Source organism: Paenibacillus sp. FW507-14B1B, from assembly GCF_058781425.1.
The window spans coordinates 1,045,242-1,064,052 of record NZ_JBYSWS010000001.1 but is presented as its reverse complement, the minus strand read 5'-3'; the positions used below and the strand labels follow the sequence as shown (position 1 = coordinate 1,064,052).

Below are 18,811 nucleotides of genomic sequence, written 5' to 3'. Positions count from 1 at the left end.
AAGGAGATGTTACCGATGACAGAGCATGGAAATCGCATCCTCGTGGTAGATGATGAAGAACGCATTAGGCGACTACTCAAAATGTATCTGGAGAAAGAAGGATATGAAATCGATGAGGCAGAAGATGGAGAAACAGCGCTTCGGAAGGCGACGACCGAAGATTATGGGCTGGTTCTTCTTGATGTTATGTTGCCTGGAATTGATGGCGTAGAGGTGTGTTCGCGCTTGCGTCAGGTGAAATCAACACCGATCCTTATGCTGACTGCAAAGGGTGAGGAGATTAATCGAGTACAGGGTTTTGAGGTTGGTGCTGACGATTATGTTGTGAAGCCATTTAGCCCACGTGAAGTTATTTATCGGGTGAAAGCAATTCTTCGCCGTTCTTCTGCGACTGCTTATTTATCGAAGGAAACTACACCAACGAATAGCATTGTATTTCCTCATCTTGTTATTGAGCATGATGCTCACCGTGTCACTGCGGGTGGACAAGAAATTAGTCTTACACCTAAGGAATATGAGCTGTTGCATTATTTGGCATCTTCCCCGGATAAAGTTTTCTCGAGAGAAGAACTTCTGAAAGATGTATGGAACTATGAATTTTTTGGTGATCTCCGTACTGTAGATACACATGTAAAACGTTTACGTGAGAAATTGAACAAGGTATCGGGCGAAGCAGCGGCTATGATTACAACCGTATGGGGAGTAGGTTACAAGCTGGAGGTTCCTAAGTAAGTGAACTTTTGGAGATCGCTTGTCGGAAAGCTGTGGATAACGATAACCTGCCTTGTAGCATGTGTCCTACTGACACTTGGCCTGTTTCTGCTTCCTTATATCGATACTGTATTTACGAATTCCGGAGATATTAAACGGTTATTTACCTATGCGTCGATTATCGGATTTTCGATGACGACTTTCTTTGGTTTATTTCTTCTTACAAAGATCACACAACCGATGCAGAAACTTATCCAAGCAGCGAATGCGATCCGTAAAGGGAAATATGGAACACGACTCGATCTCGTTACAAGTGATGAGATTGGTGAGTTGGCTAATACTTTCAATCATATGGCAGCGGAGCTCGAAACAACGATCCGAAGTCTGAATCATGAGAAAGAGCATTTGGCTAGCGTGCTACGCAGTATGAGCGATGCTGTAATTACTTTTGATAATAATGGTGATGTTGTACTAGCCAATCCCCCCGGTCAAGATGTGATGAAGACATGGCAGGGGTTACATTGGGATGATGATTTAGAAGGTGGGGGCTGGGCAGCTGATGTGATGCCAGAACCTCTAAGTGCATTGTTCTATAAAACGATGCATGAAGGTAAAGATCAGAGTGCCGACTTACATGTTAAACAAGGGGTCTGGGAGGCCCATATGGCCCCCCTCTACTCGGATGATGTTATTCGAGGTGCCGTTGTAGTTCTGCGTAATATAACGGAACAAGTGAAGCTAGAGAAGATGCGGACAGACTTTATCGCGAACGTCTCCCATGAAATACGTACCCCGCTGTCCATGATGCAAGGCTATAGTGAAGCGCTTCTTGATGGAATGGCTGCGTCTCCTGAAGAGAGTGAGGAGCTTATACAGGTGATCCATGAAGAGTCGCTTCGAATGGGTAGATTAGTCAAAGACCTTCTGGACCTAACAAGAATGGAAGCGGGACATTCTGAACTCATGTGTCGTAGTGTGGACGCCGAAGATTTGTGTGAGCGGGTTTACCGTAAGTTCACAGTTCGGGCAAAAGAGCGGGACATCGACCTTCGACTAACGAAATTGAATTCGAATCTCTTACTTGCTTCAGCAGATGAAGATAAGTTAGAGCAAGTGATGACGAATTTGCTCGATAATGCTTTTAGACATACGCCTTCTGGAAAGGTTATAGAAATTACAGCGGATCGTGTTCAGAATCAACTTGGACCTGCCGTTAAAATCGTTATATCCGATCAGGGGGTAGGCATTCCGTCAGAGGATCTGCCGTTTGTGTTTGACCGTTTTTACAAAGCCGACAAGGCCCGTGTACGCGGCGAATCCGTTGGTACGGGGATTGGTCTTGCCATTGTTAAAAACATCGTAGAAGCACATAAAGGTGCGATCTCCGTTCATAGTGTTGTTGGTGAAGGTACTGATTTCACCTTCTACATACCGGCGGAATGAGTAAAATAACAGCAAATATTTACAAAATACAAAAAACACCTTCGATGAAGAAGGTGTTTTTTGTTGAACGATAAACATTAATCTTGTTCTACGTGGAACAAAAGCCCCCGAGTTCGGCACTAGCAGCTGCTAGTACTTGGTACTCGGAGGCTTCATTATTTATGATATGAATTAAGGAAGTACGATTTCTTGAGCTGTGTTCAGATCAGTGAGTCCCGTAAGCTTAACAAGAACATCCTTTGGAACGTCCTTATCAACAGTTAGGAACATGATCGCTTCACCGCCGATAACTTTACGGCCCACCTGCATGGATGCGATATTGACATTGTTCTCACCCAGAAGGGTTCCGACGCGTCCGATAATACCTGGCTTATCGTTATGGGAGATTAGGATCTGGTGTCCTTCCGGTGCAATATCAACTGGGAATTTGTCCAGACGTACAATTCGCTCGCCATAACCGTGAAGTAGTGTTCCGGCAATCAGACGTTCGCTTCCGTTTTGAGATTTCAATGTAACCGTCACGAGGTTCGTGAAGCCTTTTGTCTTAGGTGTTTGTGAAACCACCACATGAAGATCACGGCTCTTCGCAAGGTGCATTGCATTAACAATGTTCACTTCATTACCAAGATGACGCTCGAGGATTCCTTTTACGATGTAACGAGTCAGGGCTTGTGTATCCACTTCCGCAAGATCGCCAGCGTAATCAACATGAATCTCGTTTACGGCATGGGCTGTAATTTGTGCTACTGCACTACCAAGTTTCTCACCAAGTGGGAAGTAAGGTTGAAGTTTATTCATTACATTAGCTGCCACGAGAGGGAAGTTAACCGCATTCTTAAACGGCTCATTCCGCAGAATGTGGAGAACCTGTTCAGATACATCGATCGCTACATTTTCTTGAGCTTCCACAGTGGATGCGCCCAAATGAGGAGTAACAATAACTTTTGGATGCTTCAGGAAAGGGTGATCCTCTTGTGGTGGTTCATGTTCAAATACGTCAAATGCAGCTCCAGCTACAATTCCTTCGTCAATCGCTTCAACGAGTGCTTGTTCGTCGATGATTCCACCGCGAGCGCAGTTAACGATACGCATACCAGGCTTCATGATTTCGAATTGCGGCTTTGCAATCATATGACGAGTTTCAGGAGTGAGTGGTGTATGCACAGTTATGAAATCTGCATTCCGGATAATCGTGTCTACGGAAGCAAGTTTTACTTCAAGTTTATCAGCACGCTCCTCAGTGAGGAAGGGGTCGAAAGCAAGGATGTTCATGCCGAATGCTTTTGCACGCTTAGCAACTTCGCTACCAATGCGGCCCATCCCCATAACGCCAAGAGTCTTGTTACGCAGCTCTACACCTAGGAAGGATTTACGATCCCAAGTACCAGATACTGTCTTCGCATAAGCTTGAGGAATATGGCGCGCTAATGCAATCATCATAGCAAAAGTATGTTCAGCCGTTGTGATTGTATTACCATCTGGAGCATTGATAACAACAATACCGCGCTTAGTAGCTGCTTCTAGGTCGATGTTATCTACACCAACACCAGCGCGGCCGACAACTTTAAGATTTTTACCTGCATTCATAATATTTTCTGTTACACGAGTCTGACTTCTTACGAGAAGTCCGTCATACTCACCAATAATAGCAATAAGCTCATCTTCTGTAAGACCTGTCTTTTTGTCTACTTGTACGTCAGGTGCATCCATAAGCTGCTGGATACCCAAGTCACTAATCGGATCCGATACCAAAACTTTAAACATGGTTTCTCTTCCTCCTCAGTACTCTCTAATTATAGTTTGCTAGTTAATATAGAATAAGGACTGTGCTGAAGCACATTCCGTTACACCCAACTTAAGCGACGCGGTAATGCAGCAAAGGGAATAGGATATAAAAAAAACCCCGATCCGCATACTACTTCCGTAGTAAGGGACGAGAGTTATTCGTGGTACCACCCTTATTCACTGCCATATAGGCAGCCTCAAACGGCCTATCTAGGCCTTGATTGGTAACGGATATCATCCGATTACGCCTACTGAAATTCAGCGGAATATCTCAGGATCGCTCAAGCACACTTTTCGCCGCCGATTTGCACCCACCATCGGCTCTCTGTAGACGTAAGAAGCGTCTTTTTTCCATCATCGGTTTTAGTCGATTAATTTTTTCATAATGTATCATGGCTTTTACGATCATGTCAATAGGTATTTAGGGATGTATCTAAAGTTATGATCAGTGCTTTATCAAGGCGTTAGCCTTGTAATACGGGCATTTTTTTTGCTATGATGCTTATGCCCACCTATTTTATGACTGCCCATAGACTTAAGGTTAGTATCATAATTTTCACTTCAGCATTTTGCATAATGCTCACTTATAAACTTTTATTTTTTTAAAGAATAAAGAGACAGGCAGGCTAACATGAAAAAATTCAAAATCAAAATCAGGAAGATTGAGCCGCATCAACTAAATGACCGGCTGCTGTTGATTAATCTATATTTAACCCAAGGATTGACACTGATCATCGGCCTAATCTGGATTCTGTTCCAGAAGCAGAATCCCATTCAATTGCTTACTCTACCACCCAATAACCATTTTATTCTTTGGGGGTTAGGTCTTGCTTTAACAATGTTAGCCATTGATTTTGTTCTATCCCGCATTGTACCGGAGAGCAGCATGGACGATGGTGGAATCAACGAAATGCTGTTCAGTAAAAGGCCCGTATGGCATATCATTCTTATTGCATTCATCGTAGCAGTATGTGAAGAACTGTTATTCCGAGGAGCTATTCAACATGCTTTTGGTCCTTATTGGACGAGTATATTGTTTGCCGTTATTCATGTTCGTTATTTGAGGCATTGGATTCCTACGGGTTGGGTGTTTTTGAGCAGTTATGGTCTTGGGTACATCTATATAGAGTCTGGATCATTATGGGCACCGATTATTTGTCATTTTGTCATTGATTTAATATCAGGTATGATGATTCGTTTTCGGAGGAAGGAAGATAATGAACGAGCTTAGCAGAATGGATAGACATCGGAGCCGAAATAAAGGCCGGAAAAATAATAAGGCTGCATCGAAGGATTCAGTTTTTCGTTCAAAAGAAAACAAAGAAAATCTAAATTCAAGGTTGGATTCAAGATCACAGCATAGAGCCCCTGAGGATGATGTGCTGCGTAGATCAAGATCTAGAAGAGAGAACAATGATGCTCAGTTAGATGAGGAATCAGCACCGTCTAGAAGCAGCACACATCCATCACAAAAGGTTAGAATGAGCAAATGGTTTGTTAATTCACTTATTATTATTTTTATCCTGTTGATGGCCGGTCTCCTCATTTGGGGACTGATCGGTGCACCACCCCTGGAGGAAATACTTTGATCTTATGGATAAGTTTAATCCTACTGATTCTTGCTTTATCTACTTTGCTATGGATGAGAATGGAAGCGACAGGGTACCGTGTAAGAAATGAAACTGTTGAATCCCAGTCGATCCCTGGATGCTTTGATGGCTATAAGATTCTACTCATTACTGATATTCATCGTCGTAAGTTAACAGATGAGAAGTTACTAGAACTCAATCTTAAACCGGACTGCATCTTGCTTGGTGGCGATATTACGGAGAAGGGTGTCCCTTGGGAACGTGTGAGTTCAAATCTAGAGTCTTTAAGCCGAATTGCACCTGTCTACGGGGTTTTAGGTAATCATGATCTGTATGCAGGTAAAGAGAAGCTTGAAGCTTTATTTAATAAATTTGGACTTACGCTACTTAAAGACAAGACGGTTAGATTAGAGAAAAATGGGCTTTCCATCGCATTAAGCGGTGTTATGCAGCCTGCAACACGCAAACATCCATATAGCAATTTTAAAGGTCATGCCAAAAAAGATCAGTACCACATCATGTTAGTTCATGATCCGATTTGGGTGATGGGGAAGTGGAATATTTCCGCAGACCTCGTCTTAGCTGGGCACACTCATGGAGGACAAATTGTTCTCCCTCTATTTGGAGCGGTTCGCTTAGAAGGTTTTTATAAGAAATATAGTGCAGGTTGGTACAATTTAATTCAAAAATCTTCTGCCGCGGTACCGCTGCTTATTAGCCGAGGATTTGGTACTTCTCATATTCCTTTACGTTTAGGCTCTCCATCTGAACTACACCTTATCACGCTTCGAAAAAAACCTTGATCCAATCCGCATATGCGGAGGAGGGTCAAGGCTTTTTTGCATCATATTAATGCCCAGCAATACCTGTTATGTAAGCAGCGATTAATTTATCTCATCTTTAGCTCAATATTCTGCGGATCCACAAATTGATAACCTTTTTTCTCAAGTTTGGTTAAAAGTTTGTCTAAAGCTTCGACTGTCCATGGAAGCTCATGCATGAGGATATTACTACCCGGATGAAGTTGATCCATGACGTTGTTGATTACGGCTTCAGGGTTGTTTTTACTTTTACTTTCCCAATCTAATGAACCATTAGACCATGTCATGAACAACAGATTATTATCATTGGCGATTTGCTTAACATGATCTCCGGCGGAACCGAAGGGAGGTCTGAAGAACTTAGGCTTTTCTCCGATTGTATCCATAACAATCTTCTGGACATCTTCAATTTGTTTTTTGGCTTCTACTTGACTTTCTTTCTTGAGATCGATATGGTCCCAGCTATGATTTCCAATAATCTGTCCACGCTCATGAATTAATTTTAATAAATCCGGGTTTTGTTTAACGCGATATCCATTCACAAAAAAGATGGCTTTAGCTTCATGCTTTTCCAGTGTATCGATCAAACTATTAATCATCTTTTCATCTTTAGGTCCGTCGTCGAATGTTAGCAACACGACCTTTTCTTCAGTAGCTTTATCATTAGGTACAATATTAAACACTTTGTTCATGTGATACTGTGGCTGAACAGGAGTTTGTTTGGATGGTTGTTTTTCCTTTGTATCTTCTTTACTTGTATCTTCTTTGTCATTTGAAGAGTCAGATGAACCGTTACTATTTGTTGAGTTATTGGCGTCCGGAGTGACTTCTTCCTGATTGGGGTCTTTGACGCTTTGGTCTCCATTTGTGGGTGTCTCAGTCTGAGAGCCTGTTTCCGGAGCTGGATTAGCCCCTTCTTGATTTTGTCCGCAAGCGCTTAGTAGTAAACTTGCCGCGAGTAATAACGTAGTTGTCTTTTTAACCATGATTCCATCTCACTTTCCTGTTTTTATGCCGCATGAGTTGTTACTTACCCGAGAACACTACATATGAGTTTATCATAGAAGGAGGTAATATTTGTGAGAACTTCGTCGTTTATATACGGAGCTATTGTCGGTATTGCTGTCTACCGTATGTTCTCCAGTAAGGGCATTATGTCATTCTCTTCAATGGTGAAGGGCGCAGATATTGGCCAGCTGGCAAGTACTGCGAAAGACATGATGAAAGACTATAACGGTAGTTCAAGTAATTCAAGCCGCTCAAGCCATTCGTACAGCACAAACCAAGGCAATAAAAGCCAAGAAAGCGTGCGTCCCAGTTCAAGCGGGGCTGCCATATCTAATCAATCCACTGGAAATCAACATGGGGAGCAGGCATCGTCTAATTCGAAGGCTGCCAACTTAAAGCAGCTGAAAGAGTTTATTCGCACGAACCCAGATATTAAACAAGAAGTTGAACAAATACTAAAAGAAACTCATACGGTCATACCGGGTTTGTAAACATTTGAACCGGATTCGAATCATTCTAAGGAAGTCTATTCCTTAGAATGATTCTTTTTTTTATAGGTACATATTTACGTGCATTTGTGGGTATTAAATGATAAAATCATTGTATAAAACTATTTTTGGAACGTCATCATCCAAGAATCATAAATTGTTATAACTTTTTTTGTTTATAGAGGAGGATCCTGTCATGAAAATAGAACGCTTGAGCCAAGATAAGATACGGATTTTCCTCACGTTTGACGATCTGAGTGAGCGTGGGATCCAGAAGGAAGAAATGTGGCAGGAAATACCCAAAGTGTATGACCTGTTTACAGAAATGATGGATCAGGCTTACAGTGAACTCGGATTCGATGCCACAGGTCCTTTAGCGGTTGAAGTGTTCGCTCTACCCGCACAAGGTATGGTGGTCATTGTAACGAGAGGAAAGTACGATCACCATTTCGGCGGCTTATCTGAAGATGAGATGCCAGATGAGATTTATGAAATGGAAGTAACATTAGAACAAAGCGGCAGCATCGTTTATTCATTTAACGACTTCGAGATGCTAATTGAAGCCGCCCATATGTTGAACGATTTAGTCGACGGGGCAGGCACGCTCTATCACTATTTGGATAAATGGTTTTTATGGATGGATCCCGATCAACTGAACAGTGAGAAGCAGGCAGCTGTTATTGCCTTGCTTGCTGAATTTGGTCAGTCATCTCCGGTAACAGACGCCGTTCTAGAGGAATATGGGAAGACAATCATGCCGCAACAAGCGGTAGAAAACATCTGCCTCCATTTTGATCGCAGTAAATAAGCAAGTGTGGGCATGTGAGGGCGGTGGCCGGACTACAGGCCCGCAATTAACAGAGGGGGAATTCGGTGCTGGTGTTCTCGATCATTGCGTCTGCTTTGGCGCCGGGTCTCGCTTTGCTCACATATTTTTACCTGAAGGATAGGTATGATCAAGAACCGTTGCATATGGTTGTCAAAGTGTTTTTGCTCGGATTTCTGATCGTGTTTCCCGTGATGATCTTACAGCGGGGAATGATATTATGGCTTGGCGATAACCCGGTGGTTGAATCTTTGATCATTTCAGCGGGTGTAGAAGAGTTGTTGAAGTGGTTTGTATTATATCACCTTATATTTAATCATACGGAGTTTGATGAACCGTACGATGGCATACTGTACGCAACAGCAATATCACTTGGTTTTGCAACGGTAGAGAATATCATGTACGCCTGGTACAGCCAAGCAGCTTTCGGACCCATGTTGATCCGAGCGTTACTGCCGGTGTCCGGACATGCAATGTTCGGCATTATAATGGGGTATTATTTCGGGCATGCTAAGTTCCCAGGAACTAAATCAAATCGAGTCTTCTTGGTACTATCCTTGCTTCTACCATGGATGTGGCACGGACTTTACGACTTGATCCTCAATATGATGACTAACTATTGGTTGTGGTTTATTATTCCTTTGATGGTTCTCTTATGGTATGGAGGAATGGGTAAAATCTCACGCGCAAACAACCGCTCTCCTTTTCGCTTTATTAAGCGAGATGAAGAGGTTAAGACTTAACAATATGGGACACACTTCATCGTAGAGCCCCTTGACTGTCAGTCAGGGAATGAACGATGGAGGTGTCTTTTTTGTTGCGTGTAAAAGTGAAAATACGTTGTAAAGCATGTGGGGAGAGATACATATTACGGGGGCGTAAAGAACATGGACGTATAGAAACAGGCTTTAAACAATGCCTTTGCGATAATCAGAGCCAATTTGAAATTGAGGAAGATTTGTAAAGGAAAACTGTAATAGGTATGTTTTATAAACAATGCATAAGACTTCTTTCTTCTACTCAAACTAACGTCAGTGAATAGAAGAAAGGAGATTTAGCCACATGTATAAACGTATTAGTGCCGTATTGTTCCCGGTGGTCACTATTCTATTGGTTGGCTCACTTATGTGGGGGAACCAGGTTAAGGAAGATCGGAACAGTATTCAGATTAAAGCGGAGAATCAGTATCAACGAGCTTTCCATGATTTGTCTTTTCATATGGACCGAATTCACGGAGAAATTGGTAATACATTGGCGGTAAATTCAGCATCTCAGGGCATGCATCGTAAGGGCTTGATGAATGTCTGGAGACTTGCTAGTGAAGCCCAAAGTGAGATAAACCAACTTCCACTTACGATGCTTCCTTTTAGCAAAACGGAGGAGTTTCTTTCACGGATCGCAAACTTTACTTATAAAGCTGGCGTTCGTGACATGACCAAGGAACCACTTAACGAGAATGAGGTTAAGACATTAAAGTCGTTGTATGCGAATTGTGGTGAGATTACGAAGGATTTGGAGAACGTACGTAATACTGTTCTGGCAAAGAACCTTCGCTGGCTTGATGTAGATACTACAATGGCTAAAAATCATCAGCAGGCAGGCAATGCGATTATTGATGGGCTAAGTTCCGTTAATAAGAAGGTCGAGACATACCCTGAACTTGATTGGGGGCCATCGGTCACTAGCATGTATGAGACACGTTCTGTAAAGATGCTCTCTGGAGTGCCTGTAACGGAAAAAGATATTACCCGTAAAGCGTTGAAATTCGCAGATGCCGGGTCAAATGCGAGTTGTAAGGTCATAGAGAACGGGAAGGGGACCGATTGGGAGTCCTATACTGCGACTGTGCAAGCACCAAAAGGAAGTCCACTAACGATGGATTTTACTCGTAAAGGTGGCTTACTCACTTCTTACAGAGATGATCGTCAAGTGGGGCCCAAAAAAGTATCTATAAATGATGCTATGAATAAAGCTGAAGAATTTCTAGCGAAGAAGGGTTACCGAAATATGAAGGCAGTTAATGCTGATCCATATGATAACCTGGTAAACTTCACCTTTGTTCGGAAACAGGATGATGTGCTCATCTATCCAGAGAAGATGACAGTTAGATCTGCACTTGATAACGGTGATGTTGTTGGTTTCCAAGCGAATGAATTTGTGTACGAGCACAAGGATAATCGTGATATTCCAGAACCTAAGCTGAGCCTCTCTGAAGCTAGAAAAACATTGAATACAGATTTTGAGGAAGTGTACAATCGCAAAGCTTTGATTAAAAATGATCGCTCTGAAGATACTCTCTGCTATGAGATAGGTGGAAAAATCAATGGTGCCCAGTATCGTCTCTACATTAACGCAGATACCGGCCTTGAGGAAAGCGTTGAGATTATTAGAGATGCTGAAGCAGATGTACACTAAAATTTGATTATTCACTTGAAACGAGTCTCCAAATTGGAGGCTCGTTCTTTCGTTCTCTGAAGATTTTATATCTTTAGCAACTAAACTGCGTGGTATAATGATTTTTGTTGATATTATCTAGGTAGAAGGTGGAAGGTTTGTATCTTAAAATTAATGATATCTTGTTTATCCAGATGGATACGGGAGACGAAAAAGAATCAAAAATTGTTTACAAATCAAGAATTTGCGAAATTACCGAAGACGCTATTTTTATGGAGGTACCGATCCAGGAAGGCACAAATCGTCTGAAAAAACTGTACATAGGTGACGAACTATCCACTTATTTTTTGACAGAGGGTGGTATTAAAAATTATTTTAATACGTATGTTTTGGGTTTTCATGAGGATGTCATTCGTCAAGTTAGGATTCGAAAGCCTGATCCAGAGGAAATAACGAAAATTCAAAGGCGCAGTTTTCTACGGGTTCAAGCCGAATTAGAAATAGCAGTTAGTCATAAGGATGGCAGACGCTATGTATCCACAACAGAGGATGTTGGAGGTGGCGGAGTATCTTTTTATGCAGGGCCTGATGAAATGATTAAAGAATCAGACCTGTTATCCTGCTGGCTGCTAGTTCCTTATAAAAACGGTTCAGTTGAGCATGTTCCTTTCGAAAGTGAAGTTGTACGGGTCAAAGAACTTCTTAATGGTCGAAAACTAATTATGCTTAAGTTTAACAGCATTGTAGATATGGAGAGGCAGAAGTTGATTCGTTTTTGTTTTGAAAGACAATTCGACTTCAGAAATCGATAGAATAAATTAGAAGTGAGAATGCCATCCTAACCGGAAAAGATAAAAGGTGGTTATGTCTCATGACTAGAGTAGATGTGAGAGAGATTGAGGATGGGACTTTAACTGAGGTTAAGTTAGATCCATTAATAGAGCGTGTAGACTTTCTTGGCAACCTAATATTGAGGATTCTGAAGTGGTTGGGAATCAGTCTCCTTGTGATACAGATGCTGTTACATATTGATGGAATTCGGCCTTATCTCTCACCAGTCTATCGAATGGAAGGAGTACCCATAGATACACGGAATGTAAAGGATTGGATGGATGTAAAAAAGCCTTCTTTTTTGCATCACTCTAGTTAGTGTGGTATAATTTTCACGTCGCAGGCAATGCCTGCTTTTTTCTTGAGGCTCATGTTTGAGGAGGAATGCCCCGTTGGTTATGCAGGGTACTGAGAAGAATGACAGAATAAATATTGCCATCGACGGACCTGCAGGGGCGGGCAAAAGCACGGTTGCCCGGATGGTGGCGAACAAGCTCCAGTATATTTATGTAGACACCGGAGCCATGTATCGGGCTGTCACTTGGTATATGCTGAATGAAGGAATTTCTTCAGAAAATCCCGATAAGGTGCTTCAAATCGCGCAAAATATGGTGATTGAATTACAACCGCATGAAAATGGACAGTTGGTTCTGTTGAACGGGGAGGATGTAACACCATATATCCGCTCTCATCAGGTCAGCTCAGAAGTATCTCGTTATGCTCAAATCGAAGGCCTTCGTAATCAGCTCGTTGATTTACAGCGACAAATGGCATTGCGTAAAGGTGTCGTAATGGATGGACGAGATATCGGAACAACTGTATTGCCTGATGCAGAGGTCAAAATTTTCATGACGGCAAGTGTCAAGGAACGTGCTCTCCGCCGATTCAATGAATTGGGTACTGCGGAAGGAGTATCTTTAGAACAACTTGAATTGGATATCGCGACGCGCGATCGCTTGGATCAGGAACGCGAAGTGTCGCCACTGCGCTGTGCCGAGGATGCTATTGTTCTGGACACAACACAGATGAGCATTGATCAGGTTGTAGAAGCGATACTTTCTTACTGCACAACTCAAAAGGATGGGGAGAATTAGACATGATCTATGTGTTCTGCAGAGCGGTAGTTCGCGGGTTGTTCGCCGTGTTGTACCGGTTTGAATCCGTTGGCGTACATAACATTCCTGCGGAAGGCGGCGTGATGATCTGCTCCAATCATATCAGCCTTAGAGATCCAATATCTGTAGGCATACATGTGAAGCGACAGGTCAAATTCATGGCCAAAGCCGAATTATTTAAGATTCCGGTATTCGGCTGGTTAATTCATAAGCTAGGAGCGTTTCCTGTGAAACGCGGTGGTGTAAGTAAAGAATCAATTAAGACATCACTAAACATCCTACGCCAAGGTGAAATAATGGGAATCTTCCCTGAAGGTACGCGGAATTCGGATGCAGAAGCTGCCAAGCGTGGTGCCGCAAGCTTTGCGCTACGTAGTGACGCTACAGTAATTCCGGCTGCTATTATTGGGGATTATAAGCTTTTCCGAAAAACAAAGATTATTTACGGAGCTCCTGTAGATTTATCGCGATTTAAAGGGGATAAATCACCTGAGGCTTTGAATGAAGCCACTGCACTTATTATGAAAAGTATTAATGAAATGCGGGCTACAGGAAAACCTACCGTAAATTGATGTTTTTAACAAGTCATGTATAAAATACATGAACATTATGGAAAGCTATAACAGCAATTATGTTTTGAACTTCGCATAAGCGGGTTTAAATAAATGGGGTTTGAATTGAGGAGGTTATTGACATGTCGGAAGAAACAAAAAATGTTGAAACACAAAGCCAAGATCAGCTGGACCAAATCGTATCCTTGAAAAAAGGGGACACCGTGAAAGGGACGATCGTCAAACTGGAGGATAACCAAGCTTATGTAAGCATTGGATATAAATATGACGGAGTAATTCCTGTTCGCGAATTGTCTGCTGTTCAATTGGATAACGCATCTGATGCGGTTCAAATTGGCCAAGAAGTAGAATGCAAAGTTGTCAGCATTAACGACGACAAGGAAAGCTTGGTTCTTTCCAAACGTGCGATTGATTCTGAAAGCGCATGGGATGCACTTGAGAAGCATTTTGCAGATCAAGATGTTATTGAAGTTGTTGTAGCTGATGTTGTAAAAGGCGGTTTGGTTGCTGACGTAGGTGCTCGTGGATTTATCCCGGCTTCTATGGTTGAGCGTCATTTCGTTGAAGACTTCAGCGATTATAAAGGTCGCACTCTTCGTGTGAAAGTTAAAGAACTGGATCGCGAGAACAACAAAGTTATCCTTTCCCAGAAGGATGTTTTGGAAGCTGAATTCGAAGCTAACAAGCAAAAAGTTATGGCTGAGCTTCAAGAAGGTCAAGTGCTTGAAGGAACGGTTCAACGTTTGACTCAATTTGGTGCATTTGTTGATGTAGGTGGCGTGGACGGATTGGTTCATGTATCCGAAATCGCATGGAGCCATGTTGAGAAACCAGCTGATGCTCTTTCCGAAGGCGATAAAGTGACTGTTAAAGTTCTGAAAGTTGATCCTGAAAAAGGAAAAATCAGCCTCAGCATTAAAGCAGCTCAACCAGGTCCTTGGGAAACAGCTGCTGAAAAATTCCAAACAGGTGACGTTGTTACGGGTCAAGTTAGACGTCTCGTGAACTTTGGTGCATTTGTAGAGTTGGCTCCAGGGGTTGAAGGTCTGGTGCATATCTCTCAAATCTCTCATAAACATATCGGAACTCCACAAGAAGTTCTAAAAGAAGGTCAAGAGGTTCAAGTTAAGATTCTCGACATCAACGCTGACGAGAAGCGTGTAAGCTTGAGCATTAAAGAGACTGAAGAAGCACCTGCTACTCCATCTCCAAGACCTGAAAAGCAGTCAAAAGGTCCTAAAATCGACCTGAAAGACAATCCTAACGTATCTTTGAATAACCAAGGTATGAGTGTAACGCTCGGAGAACGTTTCGGCGATAAACTAAGCAAATTCAAGTAAGGCCCCGAAACGAATGACCGGTCAAATGACCTATCATAATTAAGTCGGCGGACCCAGTATTGGGTTCGCCGTTTGTTTTTTAAGACTTACTGCATACAGATGCAGTAAATTGGGAATGAAACTATTAGAAACTGAAGATGAAACGTTAGCCAATTGTAACGTTTTTTGCTATGATGATAATCGTAAGCATTGACAGGAGGAGTGAATATGGCAAGACCCGTAGTGGCTATTGTCGGCAGGCCGAATGTCGGTAAATCGACAATCTTTAATCGCCTCATTGGCGATCGGCTAGCCATCGTTGAAGATAAACCCGGGATTACACGTGATCGAATATATGGCGGTGCTGATTGGAATGGCAAGCTATTCAGTGTGATCGATACCGGTGGAATCGAGATTGACGGCGATGATATGATTTTGAGATCTATTCGCGTACAAGCGGAATTGGCTATTGAAGAAGCCGATGTAATTGTGTTCATGTGTGACGCGAAGTCGGGAGTTACCGGCTCCGATGAAGAAGTTGCACAAATATTGTTCCGCTCTGGGAAGCCAGTCATTCTGGCAGTAAACAAAGTGGATAATATGAAGAGAGCAGAAGATATTTATGAATTCTATAGCCTTGGTTTCGGGGATCCTATAGGTATTTCAGGAAGCCACGGTACCGGTATAGGGGATTTACTCGATGCTGTTGTTGAGAACTTACCTGATTTAACAGATGATGAGTATGATGATGATGTTATCAAGGTAGCTCTAATCGGGAGACCGAACGTTGGTAAATCCTCACTCGTAAATGCTATTCTCGGTGAAGAGCGGGTAATTGTAAGTGATATCGCGGGTACAACCCGTGATGCGATTGATACTCCCTTCGAGAAGGACGGTCAGCGTTACGTATTAATCGATACTGCGGGTATGCGTAAACGTGGTAAAGTTTATGAGACAACGGAGAAGTACAGTGTTATGCGTGCAATGCGTGCGATTGAGCGTGCAGATGTAGTTCTTGTGCTTATTAATGGAGAAGAGGGCATTATCGAACAGGACAAACATATTGCAGGATATGCTTATGAAGCGGGTAAAGCTTCATTGTTTGTTGTGAATAAATGGGATGTCGTGGAGAAAGACGACAAGACGATGCAGAATTTTGAGAATAAAATTCGCGATCATTTCCTATTTATGACTTATGCTCCAGTTGTGTTTCTATCTGCTAAGACAAAACAACGTTTACAGAAATTGCTGCCTGTAGTGAAGCATGTTGCTGAGCAGCATACGCTTCGTGTACAGACTCACTTGCTTAACGATGTTGTTTCTGATGCAGTAGCGATTAATCCTCCACCAACAGATAAAGGACGGAGATTGCGAATTAACTATGTAACTCAGGTTGCCGTTAAACCACCAACAATGGTTGTATTCGTAAATGATCCTGAAATGATGCACTTTTCATACGAACGGTACTTAGAGAATAAGATACGTGCAGCATTCAACTTTGAAGGGACACCTATTCGTATATTCACAAGACGAAAGTCTGATGAGAGTTAGGGGAGAGTAGCTTGATTCTTAAGATCGTAGCGATTATTTTATGTTACCTGCTGGGCTCGGTGAGCTTTAGTGTACTGCTAGCGAAGATTCTTAAAGGAATCGATATTCGTCAGCACGGCAGTGGAAACGCCGGAGCAACGAATACGCTCCGCGTTCTCGGTAAAGGTCCAGCTATTCTTGTACTAGTACTCGACGTTCTAAAGGGTGTTGCAGCTGTTTGGATTGGTAAGTGGCTTGGTGGGGACAATGTATGGATGCCTGGATTATGCGGTATTGCAGCGATAGCTGGACATAATTGGCCTTTATACTTCCGTTTTCGTGGCGGCAAAGGCATAGCAACTGCTATTGGTGTGTTAGTGTCGCTATGTTTCCTACCGGCTCTGTATGCAGGAATTATTGCGATTCTATCTATCGTATTTACTCGCTATGTTTCGCTGGGATCGCTCATTTTTGTAGTGTTGACACCTGTTTTCATCATGATTATGAATTTTCCTTGGTCTGTATTCTGGACAAGCCTGATCATATGCATTTTTGCTATTTGGCGCCACCGCACTAACATTGAGAAACTTGTGCAGGGACGGGAAAACAAACTTGGATCTGGTGGTAGCAGAAAAGGGGGGAAACGCGTTGTCTGACAAGGTGGCTGTTTTGGTCGCTGGCAGTTGGGGAACGGCCCTAGCCAGTGTGCTGGCTTATAATAATTTAGAAGTGGTTGTATGGACGCGTAGCGCAGAACAGGCTAGAGAAATTAACGAGGAGCATACGAACAACCGTTATTTACCGGGTGTGGAGTTATCGCATCGTTTACGAGCAACAACCGATATGAGCGACGCGGTTGCTAATGCAATGGCAGTATTGATTGTTGCTCCCTCATCGGCTATGCGCGAAGTTTCCAAGCAACTCAAGACCTGCTGGACTGAAGAAATGCTAATCATTCATGCAACAAAAGGTTTTGAGACAGAATCTTTGAAACGAATGTCTACCGTCATCTCTGAGGAGCTTGGGTGTAATGAAGGGGACATCGTTGTTCTTTCGGGTCCGAGCCATGCTGAGGAAGTGATTAGGAAGTGTCCTACAACTGTCGTGGTGGCTTCTTCAAGTGGTAGAGCTGCAGCAGCACAAGATTTGTTCATGAACGCTTATTTCCGCGTTTATACAAACCGAGATATGATTGGTGTGGAACTAGCAGGTGCTCTGAAGAACATCATTGCACTTGGTGCGGGCATGTCTGATGGATTGGGCTTTGGAGATAACGCCAAAGCAGCACTGTTAACACGTGGTCTTGCCGAAATCTCTCGTATAGGTGTGGAGATGGGGGCGAATCCTCTTACCTTTGCTGGTCTTGCAGGGATTGGTGACTTAGTTGTAACAGCAACGAGCCGGCATAGTCGTAACTGGCGCGCAGGATCACTCCTAGGTCAAGGTAAAGGACTGGATGAAGTATTGGAGTCGATGGGCATGGTTGTAGAAGGAATTCGAACGACCAAGGCGGCATATGCGATCTCTGATAAGCTTGGTGTTCAGATGCCGATCGTTAATCAGCTATATCATGTGTTGTTTGAGGATAGAGATCCGAGGGTTGCAGTTGAAGCCCTTATGGGTCGTGATCCAAAGACAGAAATGGAAATGATGCCTCAAGAAATATGGGAGCAGTGGCATACCTAGCTTATTCACCATTCAACCTTCTACCTCATATATTGATGTGAGGATTGCTGGAGGAGGGGTGGAAATGAGCAAAAACTTTCCCAAAGATGTACTGAACGCTATCAATAAAAAAAGCGGCAAACAGATATCATCAGGGGCTGTCAAGAAGCTAGCTGGAACGGTTAAGCCGTCTACGATGCAGAACGAAGCCCAGCTCCGTCAACTGATTAAGCAAGTATCAGCTATGGCTAATGTGCCAGTTAGCGAAGAGACTGTTCAAGAAATTGTCAGTGCCGTTAAGAAAAGCGGTATGAATCCAAGCAACATGGAAGCACTGATGAAGATGATGATGAACAAGTAGGACATTACCTGTCCTGCAATTAGAACAAAAGGTGTATTCCTTCTTGGAATACGATCTTTTGTTCTTTTTTTTGATGTGAGAGATAGATGAATTCGTGATATAATGGGTTGAAATATTTTGTCGATAGATTGGAGCGGGTTGTCGTATGGATCCAATGCAAAAAATGTGGTTGTCTATGATTGCTTTGTTGATTATGGGAGTATCTGTCGTCATAGTGACCTTTGCTCGAAGTAAGACGAAAGGTGCTATACGGATGGGGTTATCCACCGTTGCTTTTTTCATGATGATCATTGGTTTTATTGCTGGGCTAGCCTCTATCACCTAGTTGACTATTCATCAAATTGATCCGTTGT

At 42.7% G+C, this 18,811-nt stretch carries 21 protein-coding genes and 1 other annotated feature; of the genes, 19 read left to right on the top strand and 2 right to left on the bottom strand.

All coding sequences use genetic code 11. From position 1 onward, the window contains the following. Nucleotides 1-15 precede the first annotated feature (15 nt). Both AC3WJJ_RS05060 and AC3WJJ_RS05055 read left to right on the top strand, forming a co-directional pair. The gene (locus AC3WJJ_RS05060; protein WP_422660768.1) at nucleotides 16-732 is read left to right on the top strand and encodes a response regulator transcription factor; all 717 of its coding nucleotides are present in this window, start codon (nucleotides 16-18) and stop codon (nucleotides 730-732) included. Then, the gene (locus AC3WJJ_RS05055) at nucleotides 733-2,154 is read left to right on the top strand and encodes an ATP-binding protein (RefSeq protein WP_492538543.1); all 1,422 of its coding nucleotides are present in this window, start codon (nucleotides 733-735) and stop codon (nucleotides 2,152-2,154) included. Between the two features lie 171 nt (nucleotides 2,155-2,325). Here AC3WJJ_RS05055 and serA read toward each other — a convergent pair whose 3' ends face one another. Further along, complete coding sequence (gene serA / locus AC3WJJ_RS05050; protein ID WP_492538541.1) at nucleotides 2,326-3,918, bottom strand: phosphoglycerate dehydrogenase; 1,593 nt, start codon at nucleotides 3,916-3,918, stop codon at nucleotides 2,326-2,328. Nucleotides 3,919-4,080: 162 nt separating this feature from the next. Then, nucleotides 4,081-4,306 (bottom strand) — a binding site (T-box leader). 264 nt (nucleotides 4,307-4,570) lie between these two features. On the opposite strand from serA, the gene AC3WJJ_RS05045 reads away from it, so the two are divergent. Genes AC3WJJ_RS05045 through AC3WJJ_RS05035 form a run of 3 tightly spaced genes read left to right on the top strand, consistent with a single transcriptional unit; the run spans nucleotide 4,571 to nucleotide 6,331 of the window. Next, nucleotides 4,571-5,170 carry a CPBP family glutamic-type intramembrane protease gene (locus AC3WJJ_RS05045; protein ID WP_492538539.1) on the top strand — a complete coding sequence of 200 codons (600 nt, stop codon included), beginning with the start codon at nucleotides 4,571-4,573 and terminating at the stop codon, nucleotides 5,168-5,170. Between the two features lie 4 nt (nucleotides 5,171-5,174). Then, on the top strand, nucleotides 5,175-5,528 hold the full coding sequence (locus tag AC3WJJ_RS05040; RefSeq protein ID WP_492538537.1) for a hypothetical protein: 354 nt from the start codon (nucleotides 5,175-5,177) through the stop codon (nucleotides 5,526-5,528). After that, nucleotides 5,525-6,331 (top strand): metallophosphoesterase, encoded by an 807-nt coding sequence (locus tag AC3WJJ_RS05035; RefSeq protein ID WP_492538535.1) that lies wholly within the window; start codon nucleotides 5,525-5,527, stop codon nucleotides 6,329-6,331. Before AC3WJJ_RS05040 ends, AC3WJJ_RS05035 begins: the two co-directional genes overlap by 4 nt. A gap of 86 nt (nucleotides 6,332-6,417) precedes the next feature. On the opposite strand, the gene AC3WJJ_RS05030 is transcribed toward AC3WJJ_RS05035, so the two are convergent. Then, nucleotides 6,418-7,335: a polysaccharide deacetylase family protein gene (locus tag AC3WJJ_RS05030; protein ID WP_492538533.1), complete on the bottom strand. Its 918-nt coding sequence runs from the start codon at nucleotides 7,333-7,335 to the stop codon at nucleotides 6,418-6,420. A gap of 93 nt (nucleotides 7,336-7,428) precedes the next feature. On the opposite strand from AC3WJJ_RS05030, the gene AC3WJJ_RS05025 reads away from it, so the two are divergent. The 14 genes from AC3WJJ_RS05025 (at nucleotide 7,429) to AC3WJJ_RS04960 (ending at nucleotide 18,783) form a co-directional block, all read left to right on the top strand. Continuing rightward, on the top strand, nucleotides 7,429-7,848 hold the full coding sequence (locus tag AC3WJJ_RS05025; RefSeq protein ID WP_492538531.1) for a hypothetical protein: 420 nt from the start codon (nucleotides 7,429-7,431) through the stop codon (nucleotides 7,846-7,848). Between the two features lie 193 nt (nucleotides 7,849-8,041). After that, the gene (locus tag AC3WJJ_RS05020) at nucleotides 8,042-8,653 is read left to right on the top strand and encodes a genetic competence negative regulator (RefSeq protein WP_492538530.1); all 612 of its coding nucleotides are present in this window, start codon (nucleotides 8,042-8,044) and stop codon (nucleotides 8,651-8,653) included. Between the two features lie 65 nt (nucleotides 8,654-8,718). Beyond that, the gene (prsW, locus tag AC3WJJ_RS05015; RefSeq protein ID WP_492538528.1) at nucleotides 8,719-9,414 is read left to right on the top strand and encodes a glutamic-type intramembrane protease PrsW; all 696 of its coding nucleotides are present in this window, start codon (nucleotides 8,719-8,721) and stop codon (nucleotides 9,412-9,414) included. Between the two features lie 319 nt (nucleotides 9,415-9,733). Beyond that, nucleotides 9,734-11,086, top strand: a complete 1,353-nt coding sequence (gene ypeB / locus AC3WJJ_RS05010; protein ID WP_492538527.1) for a germination protein YpeB — start codon at nucleotides 9,734-9,736, stop codon at nucleotides 11,084-11,086. Nucleotides 11,087-11,223: 137 nt separating this feature from the next. Beyond that, a complete protein-coding gene (locus tag AC3WJJ_RS05005) occupies nucleotides 11,224-11,877 on the top strand; it encodes a flagellar brake protein (protein ID WP_492538526.1) in 654 nt (217 codons plus the stop codon). 59 nt (nucleotides 11,878-11,936) lie between these two features. Further along, nucleotides 11,937-12,215 carry a DUF5359 family protein gene (locus AC3WJJ_RS05000; RefSeq protein ID WP_492538524.1) on the top strand — a complete coding sequence of 93 codons (279 nt, stop codon included), beginning with the start codon at nucleotides 11,937-11,939 and terminating at the stop codon, nucleotides 12,213-12,215. A gap of 79 nt (nucleotides 12,216-12,294) precedes the next feature. Beyond that, a complete protein-coding gene (gene cmk, locus AC3WJJ_RS04995) occupies nucleotides 12,295-12,990 on the top strand; it encodes a (d)CMP kinase (protein ID WP_492539587.1) in 696 nt (231 codons plus the stop codon). A 2-nt stretch (nucleotides 12,991-12,992) separates the two neighbouring features. After that, complete coding sequence (locus AC3WJJ_RS04990) at nucleotides 12,993-13,583, top strand: lysophospholipid acyltransferase family protein (RefSeq protein WP_492538522.1); 591 nt, start codon at nucleotides 12,993-12,995, stop codon at nucleotides 13,581-13,583. A 122-nt stretch (nucleotides 13,584-13,705) separates the two neighbouring features. After that, entirely contained in the window at nucleotides 13,706-14,923 is a 1,218-nt protein-coding gene (gene rpsA, locus AC3WJJ_RS04985; RefSeq protein ID WP_422660782.1) for a 30S ribosomal protein S1, read from the top strand. Between the two features lie 207 nt (nucleotides 14,924-15,130). Continuing rightward, the gene (der, locus tag AC3WJJ_RS04980) at nucleotides 15,131-16,453 is read left to right on the top strand and encodes a ribosome biogenesis GTPase Der (protein WP_422660783.1); all 1,323 of its coding nucleotides are present in this window, start codon (nucleotides 15,131-15,133) and stop codon (nucleotides 16,451-16,453) included. 11 nt (nucleotides 16,454-16,464) lie between these two features. Next, a complete protein-coding gene (gene plsY / locus AC3WJJ_RS04975) occupies nucleotides 16,465-17,088 on the top strand; it encodes a glycerol-3-phosphate 1-O-acyltransferase PlsY (protein WP_422660784.1) in 624 nt (207 codons plus the stop codon). Further along, nucleotides 17,081-18,118, top strand: coding sequence for an NAD(P)H-dependent glycerol-3-phosphate dehydrogenase (locus AC3WJJ_RS04970; protein WP_492538519.1), 1,038 nt, complete (start codon nucleotides 17,081-17,083; stop codon nucleotides 18,116-18,118). The genes plsY and AC3WJJ_RS04970 overlap by 8 nt, the downstream gene beginning before the upstream one ends. A 64-nt stretch (nucleotides 18,119-18,182) precedes the next feature. Then, nucleotides 18,183-18,458, top strand: a complete 276-nt coding sequence (locus AC3WJJ_RS04965; RefSeq protein ID WP_422660786.1) for a stage VI sporulation protein F — start codon at nucleotides 18,183-18,185, stop codon at nucleotides 18,456-18,458. Between the two features lie 145 nt (nucleotides 18,459-18,603). Then, nucleotides 18,604-18,783, top strand: a complete 180-nt coding sequence (locus AC3WJJ_RS04960) for a DUF2768 family protein (RefSeq protein ID WP_422660787.1) — start codon at nucleotides 18,604-18,606, stop codon at nucleotides 18,781-18,783. Nucleotides 18,784-18,811 lie beyond the last annotated feature (28 nt).

Coding starts and splice junctions, on each gene's coding strand:
- rpsA (WP_422660782.1), top strand. CDS start 13,706: ATGTCGGAAGAAACAAAAAATGTTGAAACACAAAGCCAAGATCAGCTG.
- AC3WJJ_RS05040 (WP_492538537.1), top strand. CDS start 5,175: ATGGATAGACATCGGAGCCGAAATAAAGGCCGGAAAAATAATAAGGCT.
- AC3WJJ_RS04965 (WP_422660786.1), top strand. CDS start 18,183: ATGAGCAAAAACTTTCCCAAAGATGTACTGAACGCTATCAATAAAAAA.
- AC3WJJ_RS05020 (WP_492538530.1), top strand. CDS start 8,042: ATGAAAATAGAACGCTTGAGCCAAGATAAGATACGGATTTTCCTCACG.
- AC3WJJ_RS05060 (WP_422660768.1), top strand. CDS start 16: ATGACAGAGCATGGAAATCGCATCCTCGTGGTAGATGATGAAGAACGC.
- AC3WJJ_RS05030 (WP_492538533.1), bottom strand. CDS start 7,335: ATGGTTAAAAAGACAACTACGTTATTACTCGCGGCAAGTTTACTACTA.
- ypeB (WP_492538527.1), top strand. CDS start 9,734: ATGTATAAACGTATTAGTGCCGTATTGTTCCCGGTGGTCACTATTCTA.
- AC3WJJ_RS04960 (WP_422660787.1), top strand. CDS start 18,604: ATGGATCCAATGCAAAAAATGTGGTTGTCTATGATTGCTTTGTTGATT.
- AC3WJJ_RS04990 (WP_492538522.1), top strand. CDS start 12,993: ATGATCTATGTGTTCTGCAGAGCGGTAGTTCGCGGGTTGTTCGCCGTG.
- der (WP_422660783.1), top strand. CDS start 15,131: ATGGCAAGACCCGTAGTGGCTATTGTCGGCAGGCCGAATGTCGGTAAA.
- serA (WP_492538541.1), bottom strand. CDS start 3,918: ATGTTTAAAGTTTTGGTATCGGATCCGATTAGTGACTTGGGTATCCAG.
- AC3WJJ_RS05045 (WP_492538539.1), top strand. CDS start 4,571: ATGAAAAAATTCAAAATCAAAATCAGGAAGATTGAGCCGCATCAACTA.
- AC3WJJ_RS05000 (WP_492538524.1), top strand. CDS start 11,937: ATGACTAGAGTAGATGTGAGAGAGATTGAGGATGGGACTTTAACTGAG.
- cmk (WP_492539587.1), top strand. CDS start 12,295: ATGCAGGGTACTGAGAAGAATGACAGAATAAATATTGCCATCGACGGA.